Annotated in this window: 21 protein-coding genes; all 21 read right to left on the bottom strand. The window is 45.6% G+C overall.

Annotation, left to right across the window (positions count from 1 at the left end):
- Positions 1-14 precede the first annotated feature (14 nt).
- The gene (locus AKL27_RS12370) at positions 15-869 is read right to left on the bottom strand and encodes a dTDP-4-dehydrorhamnose reductase family protein (RefSeq protein ID WP_050463138.1); all 855 of its coding nucleotides are present in this window, start codon (positions 867-869) and stop codon (positions 15-17) included.
- Positions 866-2,098: a glycosyltransferase family 4 protein gene (locus tag AKL27_RS12375; RefSeq protein ID WP_050463139.1), complete on the bottom strand. Its 1,233-nt coding sequence runs from the start codon at positions 2,096-2,098 to the stop codon at positions 866-868. Before AKL27_RS12375 ends, AKL27_RS12370 begins: the two co-directional genes overlap by 4 nt.
- A complete protein-coding gene (locus tag AKL27_RS12380; RefSeq protein WP_050463140.1) occupies positions 2,095-3,240 on the bottom strand; it encodes a glycosyltransferase family 4 protein in 1,146 nt (381 codons plus the stop codon). Before AKL27_RS12380 ends, AKL27_RS12375 begins: the two co-directional genes overlap by 4 nt.
- Positions 3,241-3,254: 14 nt before the next feature.
- Entirely contained in the window at positions 3,255-4,208 is a 954-nt protein-coding gene (locus AKL27_RS12385; RefSeq protein WP_050463141.1) for an NAD-dependent epimerase/dehydratase family protein, read from the bottom strand.
- An 86-nt stretch (positions 4,209-4,294) separates the two neighbouring features.
- Positions 4,295-5,146, bottom strand: a complete 852-nt coding sequence (locus AKL27_RS12390; protein WP_050463142.1) for a glycosyltransferase family 2 protein — start codon at positions 5,144-5,146, stop codon at positions 4,295-4,297.
- A gap of 88 nt (positions 5,147-5,234) precedes the next feature.
- Positions 5,235-6,329 (bottom strand): DegT/DnrJ/EryC1/StrS family aminotransferase, encoded by a 1,095-nt coding sequence (locus AKL27_RS12395; RefSeq protein ID WP_232310980.1) that lies wholly within the window; start codon positions 6,327-6,329, stop codon positions 5,235-5,237.
- 5 nt (positions 6,330-6,334) lie between these two features.
- The gene (locus AKL27_RS12400; protein ID WP_050463144.1) at positions 6,335-7,336 is read right to left on the bottom strand and encodes an NAD-dependent epimerase/dehydratase family protein; all 1,002 of its coding nucleotides are present in this window, start codon (positions 7,334-7,336) and stop codon (positions 6,335-6,337) included.
- Complete coding sequence (locus AKL27_RS12405; protein ID WP_050463145.1) at positions 7,317-8,273, bottom strand: hypothetical protein; 957 nt, start codon at positions 8,271-8,273, stop codon at positions 7,317-7,319. Before AKL27_RS12405 ends, AKL27_RS12400 begins: the two co-directional genes overlap by 20 nt.
- Positions 8,266-9,072, bottom strand: coding sequence for a class I SAM-dependent methyltransferase (locus AKL27_RS12410; RefSeq protein ID WP_083439017.1), 807 nt, complete (start codon positions 9,070-9,072; stop codon positions 8,266-8,268). The genes AKL27_RS12405 and AKL27_RS12410 overlap by 8 nt, the downstream gene beginning before the upstream one ends.
- A 116-nt stretch (positions 9,073-9,188) precedes the next feature.
- Positions 9,189-10,097, bottom strand: a complete 909-nt coding sequence (locus AKL27_RS12415) for a glycosyltransferase (RefSeq protein ID WP_050463146.1) — start codon at positions 10,095-10,097, stop codon at positions 9,189-9,191.
- 77 nt (positions 10,098-10,174) lie between these two features.
- Positions 10,175-11,038: a phytanoyl-CoA dioxygenase family protein gene (locus AKL27_RS27160; RefSeq protein WP_083439018.1), complete on the bottom strand. Its 864-nt coding sequence runs from the start codon at positions 11,036-11,038 to the stop codon at positions 10,175-10,177.
- A gap of 25 nt (positions 11,039-11,063) precedes the next feature.
- Positions 11,064-11,684, bottom strand: a complete 621-nt coding sequence (locus AKL27_RS12425; protein WP_050463148.1) for a class I SAM-dependent methyltransferase — start codon at positions 11,682-11,684, stop codon at positions 11,064-11,066.
- Between the two features lie 266 nt (positions 11,685-11,950).
- A complete protein-coding gene (locus AKL27_RS12430; RefSeq protein ID WP_050463149.1) occupies positions 11,951-13,015 on the bottom strand; it encodes a hypothetical protein in 1,065 nt (354 codons plus the stop codon).
- A complete protein-coding gene (locus AKL27_RS12435) occupies positions 13,015-14,490 on the bottom strand; it encodes an MBOAT family O-acyltransferase (protein WP_050463150.1) in 1,476 nt (491 codons plus the stop codon). The genes AKL27_RS12430 and AKL27_RS12435 overlap by 1 nt, the downstream gene beginning before the upstream one ends.
- A gap of 180 nt (positions 14,491-14,670) precedes the next feature.
- Positions 14,671-15,927, bottom strand: coding sequence for an ABC transporter ATP-binding protein (locus AKL27_RS12440; RefSeq protein WP_050463151.1), 1,257 nt, complete (start codon positions 15,925-15,927; stop codon positions 14,671-14,673).
- Positions 15,924-16,751 (bottom strand): ABC transporter permease, encoded by an 828-nt coding sequence (locus AKL27_RS12445; protein ID WP_050463152.1) that lies wholly within the window; start codon positions 16,749-16,751, stop codon positions 15,924-15,926. The genes AKL27_RS12440 and AKL27_RS12445 overlap by 4 nt, the downstream gene beginning before the upstream one ends.
- A 14-nt stretch (positions 16,752-16,765) precedes the next feature.
- Entirely contained in the window at positions 16,766-17,989 is a 1,224-nt protein-coding gene (locus AKL27_RS27730; protein WP_157056905.1) for a hypothetical protein, read from the bottom strand.
- Positions 17,990-18,008: 19 nt separating this feature from the next.
- Positions 18,009-19,295, bottom strand: a complete 1,287-nt coding sequence (locus tag AKL27_RS12455; RefSeq protein ID WP_157056906.1) for a hypothetical protein — start codon at positions 19,293-19,295, stop codon at positions 18,009-18,011.
- A complete protein-coding gene (gene pseI, locus AKL27_RS12460; RefSeq protein ID WP_050463155.1) occupies positions 19,292-20,356 on the bottom strand; it encodes a pseudaminic acid synthase in 1,065 nt (354 codons plus the stop codon). Before pseI ends, AKL27_RS12455 begins: the two co-directional genes overlap by 4 nt.
- Positions 20,353-20,994: a UDP-glucuronic acid dehydrogenase gene (locus AKL27_RS12465; protein WP_050463156.1), complete on the bottom strand. Its 642-nt coding sequence runs from the start codon at positions 20,992-20,994 to the stop codon at positions 20,353-20,355. Before AKL27_RS12465 ends, pseI begins: the two co-directional genes overlap by 4 nt.
- A complete protein-coding gene (gene pseG / locus AKL27_RS12470; RefSeq protein ID WP_050463157.1) occupies positions 20,991-22,097 on the bottom strand; it encodes a UDP-2,4-diacetamido-2,4,6-trideoxy-beta-L-altropyranose hydrolase in 1,107 nt (368 codons plus the stop codon). The genes AKL27_RS12465 and pseG overlap by 4 nt, the downstream gene beginning before the upstream one ends.

The raw sequence follows: 22,097 nt of genomic DNA on the forward strand, positions 1-22,097 counted from the left end.
ATATAAAATTTAAGTTATTTATAGGAATGCATTAATTCAATCAGCGTGCGCCAGTCCGGCGCCACATACCCCGTGGCGCCACGTAGCTTATCGGCGTTTAACGAACGATCGATGACTAAATGCGCGTCGGGCAAAATCTCGATTGCTTTGCCGTAGACGTCCGCCACCAGGCGCAGCAGATCATATTTTGAAATCGGCTGTGCCGCGAGGTGATAAAGCCCCGACAATTCAGGCTTTGAAATCACGACATCGCGGATGAACTGCGCCAACGCGACCGTCGGCAAACCGGAAAAAATAGCCTTGCTATACCCGTTGCAGCGTTCTTTTTGCGCCAGGAACCAGCCGATCAAGCCATGAGCGCTTTGCAGTTCGTGACCAATAATCGAGGTTCTTAACGTCAAGGTATGCGGGTAATGAAGTTCGCCAAGGAATTTGGATTTGCCATAAACATCTTCGGCATCCGAAGCGTCATCTTCTACGTAACCGCCTTTTTTTCCTGAAAAAACACAGTCCGTACTCACATGGATCAAGCGCGCCGAGACGATTTCGCACAACGCAGCAATACGATGTGGCAACAAGGCATTAATCGTTATCGCTTGCATGGTATGGTCGACCGGTGCGACTTGCTTGATCAGACCGATGCAATTGATAACAAGATCTGGTTTGGTTTGACGGAAAAGCTTAACCAAATCGTCATGCTTTTCGACGTCGCATCCACTCACCAGACGCGCTGCAATCGCCTGCGGGAAAAAGCTTTTAGCAGCTTCGGATCGGACCGATCCGAAAACATCGAGACCATCCTTTTCGGCCAACGTGCGGATCACCGCATTTCCCAACATGCCGCTTGCACCTAATACAAGCACTTTCATACATTGCCCTTAAAAGATTCAGACACTACGCGAAAATGGTCAATTAACCGATCGGTCAATACATCCTGATCAAAGTGCTCTTTAAAATAACAACGGCCATTCTCACCCAATTTCTGCCGTTCAGCCTGAGGCATTTGATATAAATGCAACACAGACGCCGCCAATGCCGCCCCATCCTCGGCGGGACTGATCAGGCCAGCTTTGGCCGCACTGACCAAGCGCCCGCCCTCGCCGTTCAGACATGCCAGAATTGGTCTGCCCGCCGCCATATACGCTTGCACCTTGCTGGGCACCGTCGCAGCAAAAATTGGCTGATCCGCCAAGGTTACCAATAATGCAGATGCTTTTTGCATCAATCCAGGCATCATTTCCAACGGATATTGCCCTGGCAAATGCAGATTCGTCAGTCCGCGCTTCTGCACTTCGTCACGCATCCAATCCCATCGACTGCCCTGACCGAACACAATAAAGCGGATATCCGCATGATCTCTCAGTAGCGTCGCCGCATCAACCATGACCTCGACCGCCTGCGCCGCGCCGACATTGCCAGCGAAAACCACACAAAAGCCATCGTCCAGTTGCGGAATGTCGGGCAACGCAATATCAGCAGGATCGGCGAATGTCGCGTCGACCGAATTGGGATAATACACAATCCGTTTTCCTGGAGCCAAGGCAGCAACCTTTGGCTCAAATGCTTCAGATTGAACCAGTAACAAATCAGTGTGACGATAAATAAATCGTACGACGACCTTAACCGCATCGAGAATGCGCGAATTACGAACATAGCCAGTCGCCGACAGGCTTTCCGGCCACAAATCCTGCACCCAGACGATCACGCCACAACGTTTTAGCCAACCAAGAAAAATAGCAGGAATTGCCTGCAAAATCGGGGATAGCCCATAAACGAAGATCACATCATAACGACGTTTGCGCAGTAACCATGGCGCAATCAGTAATCCAGACACGACAAACGACAGATAATTCAGCGCAAGCCGCAATGCACTATTCGTACCTCTTGCCGCCAGCGGTATCCGGTAGATCGTCGCCCCGGACCATTCTTCGCGCTGACAACCCCAGGCACGATAACCCTTAAATATCTTGCCTTCAGGATAGTTCGGTTTACCGGTCAGCACATCCACATCTAGACCACGCTTGACCAGCGACTGCACCAGCTCGTTAATACGAAAACTTTCCGGTTGAAAATATTGACTAACGATCAGCACTCTCATTTTTTCACCGCCGCCTTCAATATGGCTTGATACAGCTGCACATATTTCGCGACTATCGAGCTCCAGGTATAGCGCTGAAGAACAAAGTCCTGTAAATCAGGGCCCACCCGATCCAACAATCCAGGCTCTGCCATCAAGCGCACCAGCCCATCGGCAATGCCGACAACATCAGCCGAGGTTTCCAGAGCGGGATGAACCGACTTGATCTCGCCAAAACCACACTGATCGGTGAGCAAAACGGGGGTGCCACAGATGCCGGCCTCCAAGGCCACAATCGACATGGCCTCCTGCCGCGATGGCACCACCAGCAAGGTGGCCAGACGATAGGCGGCAACCTTGTCGGCCCCTCCCACAAAACCAAGGAAATGTACCCGATCTGCAATGCAATGTTGCCGCGCATACTCGAGCAAACCCGCTTGCATTCCTTCGTCCAGCCCTGCAAAGAGCAGGTGACAATCGGGAATCCGATCTGTTACTGACGCGAATGCTTGCAGCAACAGATCCGGGCCCTTGATCAAGTTAAGACGCCCCATAAACAGGATCAGCGGTTTATCCGGCAAGTTTCGCGTTTGGCGAAAGGAGGCAGCATCAACGACCGGAAAATCCTCTTCGCAGACGCCGTTAGGAATCACCGTAATACGAGATGGTGGAATGCCATATTGTTCGAAATGCGGAAACTCACCAGGGGTAACCGCTATCCAGCCGGAGGCATTACGAATAATCGCCCGGCCAATCACAAAGTTATATAAACGTTTGAGCAATCTGGAGCGCCCGAATATCGGTAGCGCACCTGCAGGACAGACAACATAGGGCTTGCCAGAGAGCCGGGCGACAACATAAACGAACGCGTTAAGTGCACTCCAATGCCCCATCAAATGGATGACATCCGCTTCTTTTACCAGAGTTTGAATTGTTTTCCAGGCAATTTTCGGAATGTGAAATCGCCGCCAGAGAAATGGTATGGCTACCACTACTGCGGGTTTAAGCTCCGATAAACGTACACTATCCTGCCCCGTATCAATAGTGAGAGCAGTACATTTCACGCCTTGCTTTGCCAGGAACCGGCTCATCTGAAATGTACGCTCCGCCGTCCCTCCTCCTATTTTGAAATCAAGGGAGAAATTGACGTTTAGTACCTGCATCTAACAACCCCACGTCAATAATTTTGATAAGCAGAATGGTACCACGCAGCGTAATCGGCCAAACCCGCGTCAAACCCGACTGGCCTCCGGAATCCCAGCGTCGTCAGCTTTCCCGAGAAGTAATCACACCGGGGATTTGTGTTGTCTTTGCCGAGACAGGTCAAGAGCAGTGAAAGTACAAAGGGAGGAACTGTTAAGGGCGGGAATTTGTAGTCGGGAATACGCAGCTCACGCATCAAGATACGCTCCACATCCTGGAAATTATTCTCTGCGATATCCGCGTCCGAGACAATGAACACTTGCCCATCGAAATTTTCGCTTCTGACGACAAGGAACACAATCGAAGCAACGACATTGGAGATATGCACAAGATTCATGCGTCTCTTGCCAAAAATGCATGATTTAAGATAATTGCGGACACGTTTCCCTGCAACCAGGTCTTGCGCGAGTTTTTTCAGATTCTCACTGCCAGGTCCAAAAACAGCCGTGGGGCGTAGAATAGCAATATCGAAACCGCCGTCTCCTGCATTAATAACAGCGTGCTCTATTGCCAGCTTGGTAGTCGCATATTCGGTAAGCGGGCGGCAAACCTCGGCCTCCGTGATCTGATCTCGGCGAGTCCGGCCAGTTACCATTGCCGTACTTAAATGAATCAGCCGTTTTACCTTGGCAGCTTTGCAAGCCTCTGTCAGGTTTCGAATAGTTGCCAGATTCTGCTCTTCCCCGGCCGTCCAAAGATATGCAAGGTGAATTACCGTACAATCCGGCTCACAAAGGGCTGCCAGCGAATCCGGATCAAGGAGATCCCCTTCGACAATGTCGACCCCGACAGGAAACGTATTTGCCGCCAGATCCCGTTGCCGGGATCTGGACAATACCCTGACCCGCACGTTTCCTGCAGCGACCAGTTCTGCGACGAGATGTCGACCTATGTAGCCTGACGCTCCCAATACCACAATTGTATTCATCAATATTTTAAGTATGCAAAGCTGCGCCGCTGAAATACAAAATTTTTCAGCACTCTAAACCTGCCGTCGATAGCAATCGCGAAGAATTAAATTTTAGTCCAATAGGGTTCCAATCCCCGCATCCGTCGATATGTGTCGAGCGCTTTCTTTGTCAATCGCTCTCCCAATAAACGCCACAGCCAGAATCGCAGGTACACTCGCGCCATCGCCGTCAGCCACTGGTACCCGGGTATTTTTTGCCCGTGTATCCGCTGTGCCAGCCTGATCTCGCGCATTGTAACCAAGGTATTTGCGGGATCGCTGCTGACTCCGCCTTGTCGCATACCGGTTGTTATCAAATCAGGAATAAACCAGGCATCTCCCGTTTTTAGCTCGCGTAACAGCAACTCATAATCGCCTGCAATCCGAAAAGACTCGTCAAACACGCCCTTCTTCTCGAATAAGGTACGGCGGTGCATGACTCCCTGATGCGGGATACACATGAGTTGTTTGAAACGCTCCTTTATCTTCAGCCAAGATTCCCCGACGGGATAAAGATTTCCACCATTTACATTGAGCAGCATGATTTGAGCATATGCCACATGAATATTGTGCGGGATTGCCAGCAAATGCATCGCCATTCGCTCCAATACGGATGTATCCCACAAATAATCATCAGCGCCCAAAAAACAGATCCATTCACCTTTCGCCTGCGCCAAACCTTTATTCCAAGCGTTATATATGCCGCGGTCCGGCTCAGAAATCCAATAGCTTATCTGCGCGTTATTAGCTTTCAGCAAATCAACAGTCCCGTCTTGAGATCCGCCATCAATGATAATCAGCTCTTTGTTTTCATATGTTTGTTGAGCAAAGCTGTCGATGCATTGCTGCAGCGTCTGAGCGCCATTGTAAACGGCCACGATCATTGTCACCAAAGGTTGCGATTCGGTTTGTATCATAGATATCATTTTTTATTCGTACGATAGACTCAGAACAGCAACTGAAACAGGAGCCGATGCACGAAGTTACACCTTCAGGCGTCAGTACTTAATCGCACTTAAACGCGTTTACAGCGGCAATAACCAGCGCCACATCGTCAGCGCTCATCTGAGGATGGCAAGGCAAGGACAGACAAACATTTGCGTGCCGGTCAGTATTTACCAGCCCATTTGGATCGCGAGCCACGTCAAGGCACGGCTCTTGATGATGCACAGGAATCGGATAGTGAATGAGCGCTTGTATGCCACATGACTGCAAGTGGGCCTGTAACTGCTCCCGGACTTCGCAAGTCACGACAAACAAATGATAGGCATGAGCCGCCGATTCTTGCGGCGCGCTGAGCAATGTCACCAAAGGTTGCTTGATACCAATCCGATAGGTATCCGCAATTTTACGCCGGCGTTGTGTGAATTCCTCCAGCCATTGTAATCGTGCCGAGAGCATTGCCGCTTGAATTTCATCGAGGCGACTGTTCATTCCCAATTCAGGATGGTGATACCGTACGCTTTGGCCGTAGTTACGCAAACGCGCCGATTTCTTTGCAATCGCCTCGTCCTGCGTCACCAACATCCCACCATCACCCGGTGCGCCCAAATTTTTGGTCGGATAAAAACTATAGGCGCCAACACGACCGAAGGCTCCGGCCATACGCCCTCGCCAGCTGGCCAGATGCGCTTGTGCACAGTCTTCGATCAAAACGATGTTACGTTCATTACACAGCGCCGACCACGCATCCATGTTGCGCACCTGGCCATACAGATGCACCAAGACCACGGCCTTGGTACGCGCAGAGATGCAGCGTTGAACACTATCGATGCAAAGCAATCCGGTTGCCGCTTCGATGTCGGCGAGGACCGGTATGGCGCCCGCCCTCAATATCGCGAGCACAGTTGCAAAGGCCGTCATCGATGTTGTAATCACTTCGTCACCGGGCCCGATATCCAAGGCGCGCAACGCAATTTCGATTGCGTCCATACCGTTTCCGACACCAACGCCATGGGCGACACCACAAGCAGCTGCCCATTCATGTTCAAAGCTTTCCACTTCCTTGCCCAACACAAACCATCCAGAGTCCAGCACCCGCTTCGCCGCTACCAGCATCGCCTCACGGATTTCTTCCGGTTCAGCTTTGAAATCGTTCATTAATATCATTTTTCGGTATCCCAATAGTGCTGTCTGTTTGCTTTGTAGTATTCCACTGTTTTCTCCAAACCCTCTCTCAAACCGACTTTCGGCACCCAACCCAGATCGTCGGATATCAACGTGAAATCACTATAATAATCGCCGATATCGATAGCCTTGCGTTCTGATGGGAAAGCGACAAGCTCATGCGCTCCGCCATAGCCCAAACTCACCATCATTTCAGCCAAATCGCTCAGATTAATAACTTCGCGGCTCCCAAGGTTATACACTTTGCCGTTTGCGACATCACTTGCACCGGCCAGCAATAGCGCATCCACGCAGTCATCTACATAATTGAAATCGCGCAGCTGCTTGCCATCGCCAAATACCTTGATGGGATTACCTTCAATCAATGACCTGACCCAGATGCCCAGAAAAGTCTGCCGCGCATCTTTGACCCGCATGGCCGGCCCGTACGTGTTGGTTAATCGAAGCGCGCAAGCGCGGATTCCGTACACATTGTTGTACAACAGGTGGTACCACTCACCGGCCAGTTTATTGATGCCGTTGACATCGACGGGACGGATCGGATGCGACTCATCCACAGGCAAATAATCCGGTTTTCCATATAGCTGCCGGGTACTGGCAAACACCAGCTTTACGCCTGTATTTTCCTTGCGACAGGCCTCAAGGATAGTCAGCTGCGCCGCCGCGTTGATATCCAGATCGGCCCGGGGATTCGCCATGGAATCCATGTGACTCGTTTGTCCGGCCAGATTAAACAAATAATCCTGCCCCTGGACCAGATATGCCATCGCGTGTGGATCGCGCACATCGCTGATATTGCAAGTAAGCCGCTCCTTGATATCGGCGACGTTGAACAAATTTCCGCCATAGACAGGAATCAGGCTATCGACCAAAGTTACCTCCGCCCCCTGCTCGACCAGTCGCCGTGCCAGATTGGAACCGATAAAACCAAGACCACCTGTGATCAGGACGCGCTTTCCGCTATAAAAATTTATATTCATTGAACTCTCCTTTGAGTCGTCGACGCAGGTTTCGTAACGGCGCCTTCCAGGATTTCGACCTTGCTGTACGTCCGCAATCAAAGCCGGGAACAACGCTCACCACCTCCGATTTTGCCGATGCCAACGCCTGCACATACGGCCGGTAAATCAAATCCGTCACCGGTCGAGCAAGCTGATAGCCCCCCAAATCCAATGTATTGTCGAAATAGTGCTTATACCCATGAAAATGATAAAAAACCAGCGGAGACTCATTCACAAATAACTTGCCCGACCGGTCGCTAATCTCGTATTGCTGAACGTTCCATGGTGCCACACCACCACCGATATGCTGTAAAGCATGTACGCCGTCAAATCGCTGCAGCCAGTCATCCAGGTATTTCTGATCGCCAAACTTGCCATCCTCGATCCGGTTATAACACCACTCCAGACAACGATCCTGCCACCATTGAAGCACGGTCATGCCACGTTCACCGGCCTTGAAGGTCATGAATTGCACACAGTAGATTCCCGATGTTGCCGACTGATCGTATCGGGGCGTATAACGATGCGAGGTAATCAATACTGATGCGCCGCTCTGCTCAAACTCCCTCAACAACAACGAAGGCTTTTCATAAAAACAGAGATCCGCGTCCAGATAGGTCACCTCCGGCAAATGATAGGTATCCAGCACATAACGAATAACGTAAGGGGTACATGTCCAACAGTATTCCCCAGCGGTACGCTGTCCTTTTACCGCGCGCAGTTCAGCAGACTCGAATTCGTCGAGCGGAATGGCTACCAGCTTGGGAAGATTGCATTTGAGAAGAACTTGATATGCGAGGTCATCGAAACAAACTGCGTACAGCCTGAAATCCTCCCCAGTTTCTTCAAGGGAGTGATACATGACCAGCGCCCGGGTCAAATAGTTTGAATCGAACAATGTGCAAAAGCTATGCATGGAGGATTTTGCTCTTCTTTGCCAGCACGATATTGTCGAGATAAAGATCAGCGTTACGCGGCGTAATAAAAAATAGCAACTCCCCCAAAATATTGATCGGAGCCATAAGAATCAAAGTAATGAACAAATTGAACCATGCATTTTTCGTGACCGTCTGTTTGAAAATATAAGCATTCAATAACTGAAAAATGACGCGAATATCATCTGTCGATTTACGTTGCTCGACAATTTCAAATCCTTGCTTCTCCAGAAGCGCTCTAATGCCAAATGATGAATAACGAGCAAAATCATATGGCTGTTCATGCTCATCCCAAACGAAAGGTATTGTCATCAATACCATGCCACCTGGTTTAAGAACGCGCACTGCTTCGCTCAAAAATTGATCTGGATTGAACACATGTTCGAATACTTCATTTGCCACTATGGAATCGAACGAAGCATTTGCAAAAGGGAATAAATCACCATCGTAAAAGTAATCGGCATTTTTGCTTGAGCGATTTTGTGGAGTATCGATTTCCAACCCTACATACTCATTCGAGCGATACAGACTCGCGTAGGGCTTACTACCGCAACCAACATCCAACGTCCGCCCAGTAATACTGGAAGCCAATTCCCTAATATGTTTAGCCAATCCTTTACGAGCGAAATAAAAAGGATTGATAAACAAACCAAGTGTGCCGGGGAAAAATGCCGCTCTCTGATAGATGGCACGTAACTTAGCTTTACACGCGCGCAAAAAAACTCCTTTAAATTTACCGATACCGGCCTCGTCATCGCATAAAAACTTGCGATAATCCATAGACGGAGCTCCAGACAAACAACAACCGAAAAACATATTCTATTTCCCAACAAAAATCGATATAGGGCGATCGAGACCAGTAGTGATTTTTTGTTGAAAAAATCGGGCAGATTTCACTAGAGCATCCACCACCGTCGCAGTAGCGATATCTTGTTTCTGACTCGTGCCATCAAAGATAGTCTCAGTGATTTGAAATAGCGACTCACTGCTTCGTAGGCCAATTTGCTGGGCACGACAGGAATATCGCCAACTTGCACCAGTTGCTCCGCAAGTTTTCCAGTGAATACGTCCGTATCGCCACAGTGGGTACCACTATTATCGTTTCCGATATTTTGTACCAGACTGACCCCGGGATAGAGGGTTAATTTATTTGCCAGGAATGCGCTGGCATACCAGCGTATTGCCCAGGAATTCACTTTTCCTTCAATTTGTTGCTTCAGCATATGCGCATAATCATAATTCCCGCCGAAATCAAAAGTCTTGATTTCTCCGCCTGCATGCAGTGCCTTATATAGCGCCTTCGAGTCAGACTCGAAGAAGTCCCACCCCCGTTTCCAGGTCGCCCACCCCCAGCAATCTGCACCACGCAAAAAAAAGGTTGCGGGTAAATTTTCTGATACCGGATAAATATAACCATGGACACTGATTACACGCGTCTCCGTCTCATAATAATCAAGCCCATCATTCATGAATTTGAGGAAATAGGGAGATGTAACTAAATCATCCTCCAATGCGATCACTTTTCCGTAATCGCTACACACGCGACTTACGCCATCAATAATCGATTTGCTCAAACCCCAATTTTTATCCCGCTTGATAATTTTTACTGATTTAAAGCCTTCAATCGATTCAAGTATGGCTCGCACTTCCTGAACCGACGAATCTGATTGAGGCGTTTTAGGCGCATCAGAAAAAATAATTAAATCGCTAGCGTCAGCCAAAACATTTTTTTTTAACGCAGCTATGGTTTTCCGTGTGTGTTCAGGACGGTTATATACAAACAAAGCAATAGGAGCGAGTCCCATGTGGGTCCTACAAGTTAATGAATCGTAGATTTAGGGCACTCAATAAGCTGGGCTTGAATAACTCATTACTAGTTGCGCTACATTGCATGACCAGCAACCGGGGAAAAATGTTCATAGAGCAGAGGATCAATCAAACGCTCAGGGTAAAAATAATTTGTTACCGCGTAGCGCCGCCCCTCGGATATCGGAGTGCCACGGTGGATGGTACTGCTATCAAAAATGATCAACGTTCCCGCACCTCCAACGAACGTTTTCAACCGTTCTTGATTAGTCTTGTTCAGAACACGCTCAACTTTTTCACCTGTCCATCGGACTTCCCCATACATTTGCCTACCGATTATATTGTCGCTGACCGCAGTCATAAATCGATGGGAACCGCTAACCAGTTGAAACGGCCCATGTTGTTCATCAACATCAGACAAGTACACCATCGCCTTCAGTTGTGGGAAGTTTGAATCACGATGCCATCCGCCGCCGGAACCCAAGTTTAATTCGGAACTCTCAAGGCGAGCGCCCAGAGCAAACGCTGTCCGTGTCGGCTCATTAAAATAAATGTTAGCTATATTCGACAATGTTTTGTCTGCAGCGATGCTCTTGAAATCATCACAAATATTCTCAATACCATGCAGCCGTAAGTCACTCAGTGTTGCGGGATGAACTAAATCAGGATGTTGAAGCAAAATAGAATCAATATTTTCACGTAAGCTTTTGCATACCTCTGCCGACAAAAAATTATTCCAAACGTAAAAACCTTGACGTCTCACAATAGAAACGATGGACGACTCAGCATGACTCGGATGGTGGCTCATTGCCCCGGAATTGCGACTACGAAAATACAGGACGCGATCAATACCAGCAACAACTCCGGTAAAGTAGTTGTACGGCTTCGTTGCGACAATGGATTTCAATTTCCGAAATACCAGTTTTTCAAGACGTCCCATATTTTCTATTCTTCAAAAAGCATTTTTAATAATGCAGGACGTGAATTTGATCTTTGTAATTATCTCTATACACATCAACTTTGGTGCAGCCCATTTTTGAAAGAATTAACCGGTAATAGTCTTTTGACATTCGGCGCCGCAAATAAGGAACCCGTTTATCCATACCGACATCCATATCCAACAATTCAACGGAATCCAAATCAAATTCGGGCGGTTCAAAAAAACGTATTACAATTTTTTTTGCAAAACGCTGAGCCGCAAGGAGTGATTGTTCGGGAGATGCGAGCGTTTCAATAACATGCGAATAAACTGCAACGTCATATTTTTGAGTAACGTTATCGAGAGTGTTCACATCATCTCTAATGAAATTTGCATTTAAATAGGTTTCTCGGGCGACATTTAATAAAATCTCAGAGAAATCAACGCCTGTATATTCGAAACTTAAATTCTTTTCAGCCAAATACTCGGCTAGATTTGCATTGCCACAACCGAGATCAATTACAGACAAGTGCCGACCTGCTGAAATTTCCTTTATCACTTCAAATAAAATTAATTTTGACTCGACCGATGGAGTACCAAAAGTCTTCAAATATTCCGATGCGGCCTTTTTGGTGAACGCGCCCCACGAATTTTCTAAAATGCTCATCTTCTTATTAACCACTTAACAATGTTCTTTATTGGGCGAATCGATTTTAGGAATCGTTGTCGTCTAGTTCTGCGCTCATGAAAGTTATCGAATAAATTTGGTAGATTTATATGCAAAACCTCGCTCGACATAGTTTCTTTTTGCGGCATACGGGCCCTTTCGTTATTTCAAGATAAATATGGTTTTATACGTAAGAAAGTCAAAAAACAAATTGCATGATGTAACGATTGACAGGGGCAATTATACCAACCCAACAACGACCGCTCTTAATCCCGTCCCACGATAAACATGCGCTGAATACATGTCGCCTTGGGATGCATACCATCGAAAAATTCGGATTGTTGACAATTTGCAATTTTTGGATCAAAGGAGCCAATTAACTGTACGTGACCGACCTTCAAAAATTTAGCACGAATCAACTGTTCAATCTGCCCAATCTGAGGGTATTGCTGTTCGAGGGACGGATATGCAGCGGGATGAAATGGCGCAAAAAAAATTGATACCTCTGCGTTTTCCTTTAAAAAATTAATTAATTTAAAAAAAACTTCCAGTCGAGATTTGGAAATTCGAAAATCAGCAAAAGAAGTATCTTTTGATGTCGAGAGCTTACGAGCAATCGCTTGAACTTCCTCAGGCGAGCGACCTGCGTATACGGAATTATAAATTCGACTCCCATCGACTCTGATCAAGTCCAGATTAGGATAGGAAATATCATCGTCTTTAAAAAAAAATTCCATTTCGGCAGACCTTCTTTTTTTAAAAGACAAAATAAGAGACTGCTTCGTATATTCGTAATTCACAAGTTGCAAATACTTTGTCGTCGTTGAACTGGCAGTTCTCTCATCAATATGCAAAGTCTTTGTCGCTTTAATATATTCAGGAGAAATGCTTTCCCATCTACTTGAAGTAAATGATTCATTGAACATCCACGGATCAACGCCGATCACATATCTCTTGGCTCTAAATTTTGAATTCGCACTTAAAGAAAGTGCTATCAAATCTTCGATACTTGCGCTGCTGACAGAGAAATTCAAAACTGCGGCGTTAATGGCGCCAGAACTAATTTGCATTGACCGCGAAGAACCAACAACGACTACCTCCGGTTTTAAATTCTCCCAATCCATTCTAAACTTCTGAAATAATCTTTCGTCATAGTTTGTTCCAATAGCAACATTTTGATGTTTCTCAGAAAATGCCTTAGCCAGACGGAACTCTCCTTTAGAATTCGCATTTTTAAAAATGCCTGAGGGATCAAGATAAAAATTTATCGCCGCTGTGATAATCGCCATCACAAACAAAGAAATCAAAAAACACAGAGAAAATTTCTTCATCAGAATTGAAAATACAAAAATGGACTATTTTTTGCAAATCGCAGTATGCAAAGAAAAAATATACCGGCGAATACAGGCGCAAATCCCCAGTGAGTCAATTTTTGAACAATAGAAGAATTCCTTGCTGAATGGAGCAAACCGTTTAGATTAGGTGCGAAGAAAGCAATCAACGCAGCAATAAAGATCGTACCAACCAACCAAATAGGGCCATCGGGAGAAAGTCTTCGTGCATCCGCTAAAAAACCGTGAAAAAAAGCGCCTTCAGTCTTACCACCAAAACCTAACATTCCTTCATATATAGTGATTGCCGCCGAAAGGTTATCTGCGCGAAATAAAACCCATGCTGATGCCACAGCTAAAAAGGTAATCACACGACTAAAAAATATCCACCAGCATGACTGGAAGGCTAATTTCCCGGAAAAAAATGACTCGCAGCGATGGTTGATAATCAGAAATAAACCGTGCGCAGCCCCCCATAATACAAATGTCCAATTGGCGCCGTGCCAAAGACCTCCAAGTAACATCGTTATAAACAGATTGATGTAGCGTCGAAAATTCCCAAATCTATTCCCTCCCAATGGGATGTATAGATAATCTCGTAGAAAAACAGAAAGCGATATATGCCAACGGCGCCAGAAATCAATGATGTTGGTAGCTTGATAGGGCGAATTAAAATTTATTGGTAGATAAATTCCTAACGCTAACGATATCCCAATAGCCATATCGGAATATCCGGAGAAGTCAAAATATATTTGAAATGTATAAGCCAACACCCCTAACCATGACATGATCATAGAGGGAGCGACTCCTTCGCGAGCCACCCCAAATAAAATATCAGAAGACTCCCCGAGCGGATCTGCCAGCAATATTTTCTTGGCCATGCCGATGACAACGAAAATTATCGCTATCGACAATTTCTTATAATCGACTCTGTAAATCTGGGAGTTCGCGAACTGCGACATTATTTGAGCGTGATGTATGATCGGTCCTGCAATCAAATGCGGGAAATAGGTGACAAATAATAAATAGCGAAAAAAGAATTGCTCTTTGACTTTGCCTTTCCAGCAATCTACTAAAAATGCAATCTGAGTAAATGTATAAAATGAGATGCCGATCGGAAGAATAATATTCAACGCAGCAATTCTGCGAATTCCCATCGAATCGAACATGTAATTTATATTACTTACAAAAAAATCAGCATATTTAAAAAAACCTAACACCGCCAAATTTGCAATTAGTCCAAAATAAAATACATATACGCTCCCCCCGCGCAATTTTTTCCCGATTAAATAGTTAAATACAATCGAACCCAAAAGTAATGGGAGCGCTTGCAAACTCCACCATCCATAAAAACACAATGACGCTAATGCGAGAAAAATTTCTGCATACGAATGATTTTTCTTGGCAATTAAGAAAAACCCGATAAACACGACTGGAAAAAAAATAAATACAAATTCGTAAGAATTAAAAAGCACGCGTTATCTTTCCAATGGGCACTGCGAAAAATTTGTAGATAAAGTGAAAAATCGCTGAAGCTTAAAGATACTTTTTTTCTCATCCAAGCAATTTGCAAAGTGACTCTCTAGCAATTTTTGCGCAGCAGGATGCATTTGGATTGAAAGGAACACGAGCATTCGACAACGGATTGAATATCGTCAGCCTTTATGCCAAGTTCCTGGCGATATTATTTGCCCAGGCCGATCTTTCCGAAAACTCCGTTTAAAGGTATTGACGACATGGCTCGAGACATCAAAGCCCAAACCCGCATTAATATCCTGATAGAGCTTATTCGGTAGTCCACATTGAACTCGGATGCTGTAATTTCCTTCTTTTAAAACACGCGCAGGGATGATGTATCGAAGGCGATAGGAGCCAGGTTCAACAGGAGTTATGTCGGCATAATCATCATTATCAAATGCCTGAAATAAATCTATGCCCTCTTTTATAACTGTCACCGCCATCTGCAACTCGGCTAAGCGAGTCCTAACAACATAGTCAATCTCAATCGTAAGGGTCTCAGAGAGATCAAATTGACTACTTTGCGTGCTTTCATGATTCAGCAACGCGATTCTAGTGATCGAACAGTCACTATCCGAATCATCCTCCAACTCGATCATGCCGCTGCCAGCATGAAAGGCTTTACCGGAATAAACGGAAATAATATCGGCTGGCGTACCATCAGCAAAAACATTGCCTTTATTCAGTAATATTGCACGATCGCAAAATTCAGAAATAGCCCCCATGTTATGGCTCACAAACAAGACCGTACGCCCCTCTTGCCCGACTTCACGCATTTTCCCTAAACATTTTTTCTGGAACTCTGCATCACCAACCGCCAGCACTTCATCAACCACCAAAATTTCGGGTTCCAGATGCGCCGCTACTGCAAATGCCAGTCGCATATACATCCCGGAGGAATATCTTTTCACCGGGGTATCAAGAAAACGCTCTACTTCAGCGAAAGAAACGATTTCGTCAAACTTACGACGAATATCGTTACGGCTCATACCAAGCACAGCTCCATTTAAAAAAATGTTTTCGCGCCCCGTGAGCTCAGGATGAAACCCGGTACCGACTTCCAACAAACTCGCGACACGTCCAGTAATCTCTATTCTTCCACGCGTTGGCGAAGTAATGCGGGAAATGATTTTTAACAATGTACTTTTACCGGCCCCATTCCGGCCGATAATACCAACCCTCTCACCCGGTTGAACATCGAAAGACACATCATCCAGCGCCCAAAAAACTTCTGCACTATTTGCCGTGTTTGATTCTCTGCATTTAGTTGAAAATATTCCCCGAAAGCTTGCTGACAATTCATCTCGCAAAGAAACATAACCTCCGCCACCGGTCTTCTGATGCTTCAGAATATATGACTTACCAAGATTTTTTATTGAAATTGCGGTGCTCATATGACGTCGGCAAAAGTGTTTTCAGTGCGGCGAAAAAAGGTAATCCCTGTAACTAACAGAGTGACGACCAACGTTAACGACAAGATAAAACCCGGCCAATAAAGCTCAAAATTTTGCCCCAGCAATGACCACCTAAATCCATCGATGACGGCAACCATGGGATTAATGTAATAAATCAATCTCCATTGCTCGGGAATCATGCTCGAGTCAAAGCCTACCGGCGAAACATATAAGCCTATCTGTGCGACAAACGGGATGATGTAGCGAAAATCACGATATTTAACATTCAAGGCAGCACACCAAAGACCAATACCCATTGCTGTAGCTGTCGCGTACAAAATAAACAGGGGCAGAACCAGTAATCGGAAAGTCGGCATGACTTGGTACCACAGCATCATTCCGAACATGATGACAAACGAAATCAGCAAATCGACAAGACAAACTGCAATCGTACTTGCAGGAATAATTAGCCGGGGGAAATACACCTTGGAAATCATGTTGCTATTTGCGAGCAGACTATTCCCCGACTCAGTAAAAGCAGACGAGAAAAAGTACCAGGGCAGCATCGCAGCAAATACCATCAAAGGATAAGGAACACCATTGGATGGCAACTTGGCAATTTGACCAAACACGATGGTAAAAATAACCATTGTCAAAAATGGGCGCAAAACAGCCCAAGCCAGGCCAATAACAGTCTCTTTATAACGCACCAGGATATCGCGCCAGGAAAGAAAATAGAGTAAATCACGATAGCGCCATAAATCCCGCCAATATTGCGACCGCGCGCTACTTGCATCAATAATGACTGTCTGTTGGGTTTTCATGGGAATATATAACTTCAGTTTAAACGGAGGCGCGCGATAATAGCACGGTAGATACGAAACCAAGTCCGGCGAGAATTCAAATAAAGAGACTGCTTTTCTATCAGTGAAATGTCGCCGATTTTTCTCTGCCCACCTTCCCCGGCAAGTATCTGCTCAGGGTATTCGGCATTAAGAACATCGGGAGTAAGTAATTTGGCCTCAGGCTTCAATTCGCTCAACATACCCATGAACTCTTCCAGCGATTGCCTTAAACCATTACTGTCCCCCCCGATGCCTTGATGATGCCAGCCAAGACGAATATCAAGATTTTTTCCCAGCAGAGGACTATTGGAATAGTGATCTCCCATTTCCGAAAAAACAGCAGTCAAGCGTTGATCAAGCTCCGATACCATATATGTCTCTGACAATGCCTGGCGATAAGGAGTCGGATCAAAACTCTCACTGGACTCCAAAGCACGGAGAAGAGATGAGACATAGCTTTCATCATTCTCAACACAAAAATAGCCCGGCTCTTCCTGTAAATTCGGTGGCAAAATCGAAGCAACAGAGGGATATGCCACAACCGGCAAGCCTGCACACCATGCATATGCAGCGATGCGACAGCGCCGTTCTTCAGTCGCGCAATGCAAAAACACACGGCTATTGCGGAAAAATACCGACAACGTTTGCCGATCAAAAGGAAAAGGAGAATTAAAAGTAGTGGTCAACAAAGTAAACCAGTTACGCTCATCCTTGGTGAACATGGCTTCATAATATTTTCGGACGTCATAAAACACGCTCGACACATCACCACGGCGATATTGTGGCATTGGACAAATGTACAGCACCCGGAATTTACGTCCGGTTTGATCAAATAATTTTCTGATCGTCCTCAATACAACTTCGGGTCGCTTAAAAAATACCGGATTACCTACAATCAGAATATCCCAAAATTTTTGAGTATGATCAGGTGAATATATTGCTGGCGTGAAGTTACATGCATCCAATGGAAACAAACGAAAAGGCTTATCCGTCACCGGAATAAGATCCCCTGCGCCGGCCATGAAAAAATCGAAATTCTGGTCGGGCGTAAATTTGTGGTTATGCCAATTGAAATGCAAGCCCACAACATAGCGCCGTCGTAAATTTACCAATGCATTTTGCAAGACGGGATTTGCATTGATGACACGCTGTTCCTGCGTAGTAAAGGTCACAACGCCCTTTGCTGCATCAACAGGAATTTTCAAAATACATGCCATTACACAGTTCTTTCAATGTTTAATTACTCAATAACTCTTTATTCGTCATCGCAAAAAAATACTCGCGCGGCGGTACCTGGGGTAATTGAAACGGTTCAGGGAACTCATCCACAGTTAACGTCCTGCCATAGCCAAAGCGCACCAAGTCGCTCAATAAACCGACAGCCTCGCGTCCATATTGCAAAATAAAACTTGGCTTCTCAAATAGCATTGCTTCCCAAAGCAACGTAGAAGTAAAGCTGACATGCACCATACAATTTCTCAGCAAATCATAGGAGTCGAATTTAGTAATTTTTACCGAGTCAGAGAGAATTTGACGGTATCCATCCGCATTCTCGGAAGGATGCAATGCAATCAATGCATGCCATCCTCTTGACTTCAGCTCCCCTTGAATTGCCCGGATATGCTCAATAATCAATTGATTGCTATGCGGTTGCGACGTATAAAGAACGTATGGTGCATCAGCAACGTGAGCGTAACCGACATTCGTATCTGGGAAATATCCTGAAACTACAACATCGTCGCATGGCCATCCTGACCTCAACAAATGCTGCCTCCAGTACTCACCATACACAAGACATTTGTCTGGGCGCAAATAACTACTACCCGTAACGCTATTTGCTGCGATTAAATTGTAGATGGGATGTTCTTCATAAATAATTCCATGCTGCATGTCCCATATCTCAATCCCCAGCTCTTTACATGCTGCGATCATTGGCTCTTTACCGTACCAAACCATTACCTGCACACGTGCAGGTCTGAGCATCCGCAAAACAACTTCCCAAAGCTTGAATCTCACAATAAAAGAAAGAATATCCGTATCGTACGATCCATAAACAAGCCTCGCGTAAAGCGCCAACAGCCGTACAAAAATTCCGCTGCAGCGATCCAGTGCAAGAGAAGTTAATTTGACGGTACCAGATGGGTAGGCAAAGTTAAAAGCACGGTCTTCAAATATGATCTTATTTTTTAACTGAAAATTTTCATTCGGCAAATAAAATGGTCTGACTCCTGCTTCAGTAATGCGACGACGAGACGTATGATTGAAAATAATCACACGATTTTTTGGTGCAAATTGACATTGAAAAAGTAAAACAACAAGCTGCACGATTTCTTTGCTTTTTTTATAAAGCAGAGATAAATAAAAGAATACAGATCGGTGCTCACTTCTCGCCGCTCCGATTACCGTGCTACCCATAGGTTTTCGTGATTCATCCAGAAATTTGGCATAGAGGGAAAATTCACCATAGTCTCGCCACGATTTCAGTAATTTAGAGAAGCTGATGTTATTTGCTGCGATTTTCACCGGATCAAATCCCACGACACGGGCGTACCGCGCCTCACCGCACAATTTACATGTCGCCCCAGAACCAAATCGGTAAATTTTGGTGCCAAGCCGTAACCAGGCCGAATAGCGCGCACATTATCCTCTGTGATAACCTCGCCCACCTGCAAGTCGGCAACAAAGTATAACGACCGCCGGAATTTAAGACTGGGCTGCTCGACTGTGGTCGTACCATATGAAACGTTCCCAAGCGCTCGATACGCTCTTTCACTTTCTATCACGAGGGACTGCATTTCAGCCGGCTCTAATGAAAAAGTTGAATCCACTCCGCCATCAACGCGACTTAAGGTAAAGTGTTTTTCAATAACCGAAGCACCTAAAGCGACGCTTGCCACTGCCACGCCAACTCCCATGGTGTGATCGGAGAGACCCACCTGACAACCAAATAAGTCCCGCATGTGTGGAATTGTCAAAATATTGGTATTTTCCGGCGTCGCAGGATATGTACTCGTGCATTTGAGCAGAATCAAGTCTTCGCACCCAGCATCACGCGCAGCCCGAACCGTTTCGTCCAGCTCGGCAATGCTTGCCATACCGGTAGAAATAATCATCGGCTTGCCTGTTGCCGCCACTTTTCGTATCAGCGGTAAATCGGTATTTTCAAACGATGCAATTTTATAGCAGGGGACGTCCAGCTCCTCCAGAAAATCAACCGCAGTATCGTCAAACGGTGTACTGAAACCGATCATCCCCAATTCACGACAACGATCAAAAATAGGTTTGTGCCAGTCCCAGGGCGTATGCGCCTGCTGATAAAGTTTATACAGCGATGTACCGTTCCACAGACTCTTTGGATCAGTGATAAAAAAATCACCCTCATCCAGATCCAAGGTCATCGTATCGGCCGTATATGTTTGTATTTTTAATGCATGAGCACCTGCTTTTGCAGCGGCATCCACGATCTCAAGCGCACGCATTAAGGATTGGTTGTGATTGCCAGACATCTCGGCAATCACGAATGGCGGGGCATCAAAACCGATCAATCTTTTACCAATTTTTATTGGATTACTTAAACTTTTCATCGTCCTGCCTTTTTGACAATCAATTCGTATCTAAAACCATGTAACTCAAAAAAATTAGGAAATCTCGTCGAATCCGCAACTCGAATTAAATTAAATTGCTCTGCCAAAGATTTGTTCGGATCAAGGCGACTATCGTCCGGAGTTCGCTTTCGATAGTATGTTGATCCGGAGTCATTTTGAGGGTATGGCTTTATATTCAAAAATTCTCTGGTTGCAAAGTCCATCAGTTCGATTTCGGCGCGGAATAGCAAGGTATTGATTTCATCTGCGAGCTCATGACCGCTCAAGCATATTTTTATATGCGACCAGATTCGGCCGCTGTCGACTTTATCTTCGGCTTCCAACAACGTCACAGTTATTTCATTTTTACCTTCTAATATCTGCCAGATGTGTGGAGACCATCCCTTGCCATTCGGCAAATCACTTGCATGTATGACTAAAGAGGCAGCAAATTTTGAACGGATTATGTTGTCGATGACTTCGCTGCATGAAATCAAAAACAGAATATCCCCCCCCTCCAATTGACTTCCATGCTGAACAATATTGATGTCGTGTTTATTACAATTAATTTCTTTCCAGCTTTCCAAACAAGGATAAATTGGATGGTGAATATCAGAACAGAGGAGTGAAATTCTCATATATTCGTTTCCATTTTTTTTAGCACTCTCTGGCAACCTTCAGCATCAACTAGAGCAGCAGCAATTCGGCTCATCTCGGATATTTTTTGGGGATGCTCAAAAGAATACCGAATCGCCATCTCAATTGATTCCTGTGTAACTTCGGAGAAGATCCCAAGATAGATACCGGCTCCAAGACGCTCCACGCTTTTAGCAATTTCTATCTGATTTTCCGCCAATGCAATGAGTATCGATGGAAGACCTAACGCGCATCTCTCCCAAGTTGCCGAGCCAGCCGCACCTATACTTAAATCAGCATCTTGCATAAGTTGTGAGATGTAATCTATATCTACATGCACGGTCACATTCTGCATCTGATTAGATAATTTTCTAATATCGGTAACATGTGGATTCGCGGCCCCCACGACAACACTTACCGCTACCTGATCAATGCCGATGTTTTTTATGCTATGAAGCACTTTACAGGTTTCATTTGTTGCATCCCCGCCTCCGAAAAAAACCAATATATTGGATATTTTCCCGTCGCGTTTTCTAAGCGAAGATCTTGCAGATTTGAACTCTTGTCTCAGCAGTGCGTAGCTTGCACCTAATAATTTCAGACAATTGGAAGGAACCAAATTATCATACCGATATTCATATTCACGATATGAATTCTGGTCTACCAACAAATTGCAAGAATGCGCCCTATCCGCGAGATCATCTATAACTAGTATTTTTTGAACTACTGTTTCCACTGCGTTTTCCCATTGCGCATCCAGTGCGTAATGATCCACCACAAGCCAATCGAACTGACCTAATCGGTTTAAGCAAGCTACTGTTTGCTCCGCATCATATTTCCAATCTACCGGCAACCAATGAGCATGCGCCAATTGCATTACGTCGCGTTCGACAACGTTGTCCGAATGTCGATCATTTCTCAACTTCACATGTCGATGACCGTGATTTTTCACGAGCGTCTCGAGACTCTCGATTAAATCCCGAGTAATAAACGTAACTTCGGCCTTTCGTTCTTTCAAAGCATCGGCTAATGTTAAACAACGCATTAAATGACCTACACCTATCTGAGACGAAGCATCAACTCGAATCGCGACCTTCATTTCCAT

The organism is Herbaspirillum autotrophicum (assembly GCF_001189915.1).
In the GTDB taxonomy this organism is placed as follows: domain Bacteria; phylum Pseudomonadota; class Gammaproteobacteria; order Burkholderiales; family Burkholderiaceae_D; genus Herbaspirillum; species Herbaspirillum autotrophicum.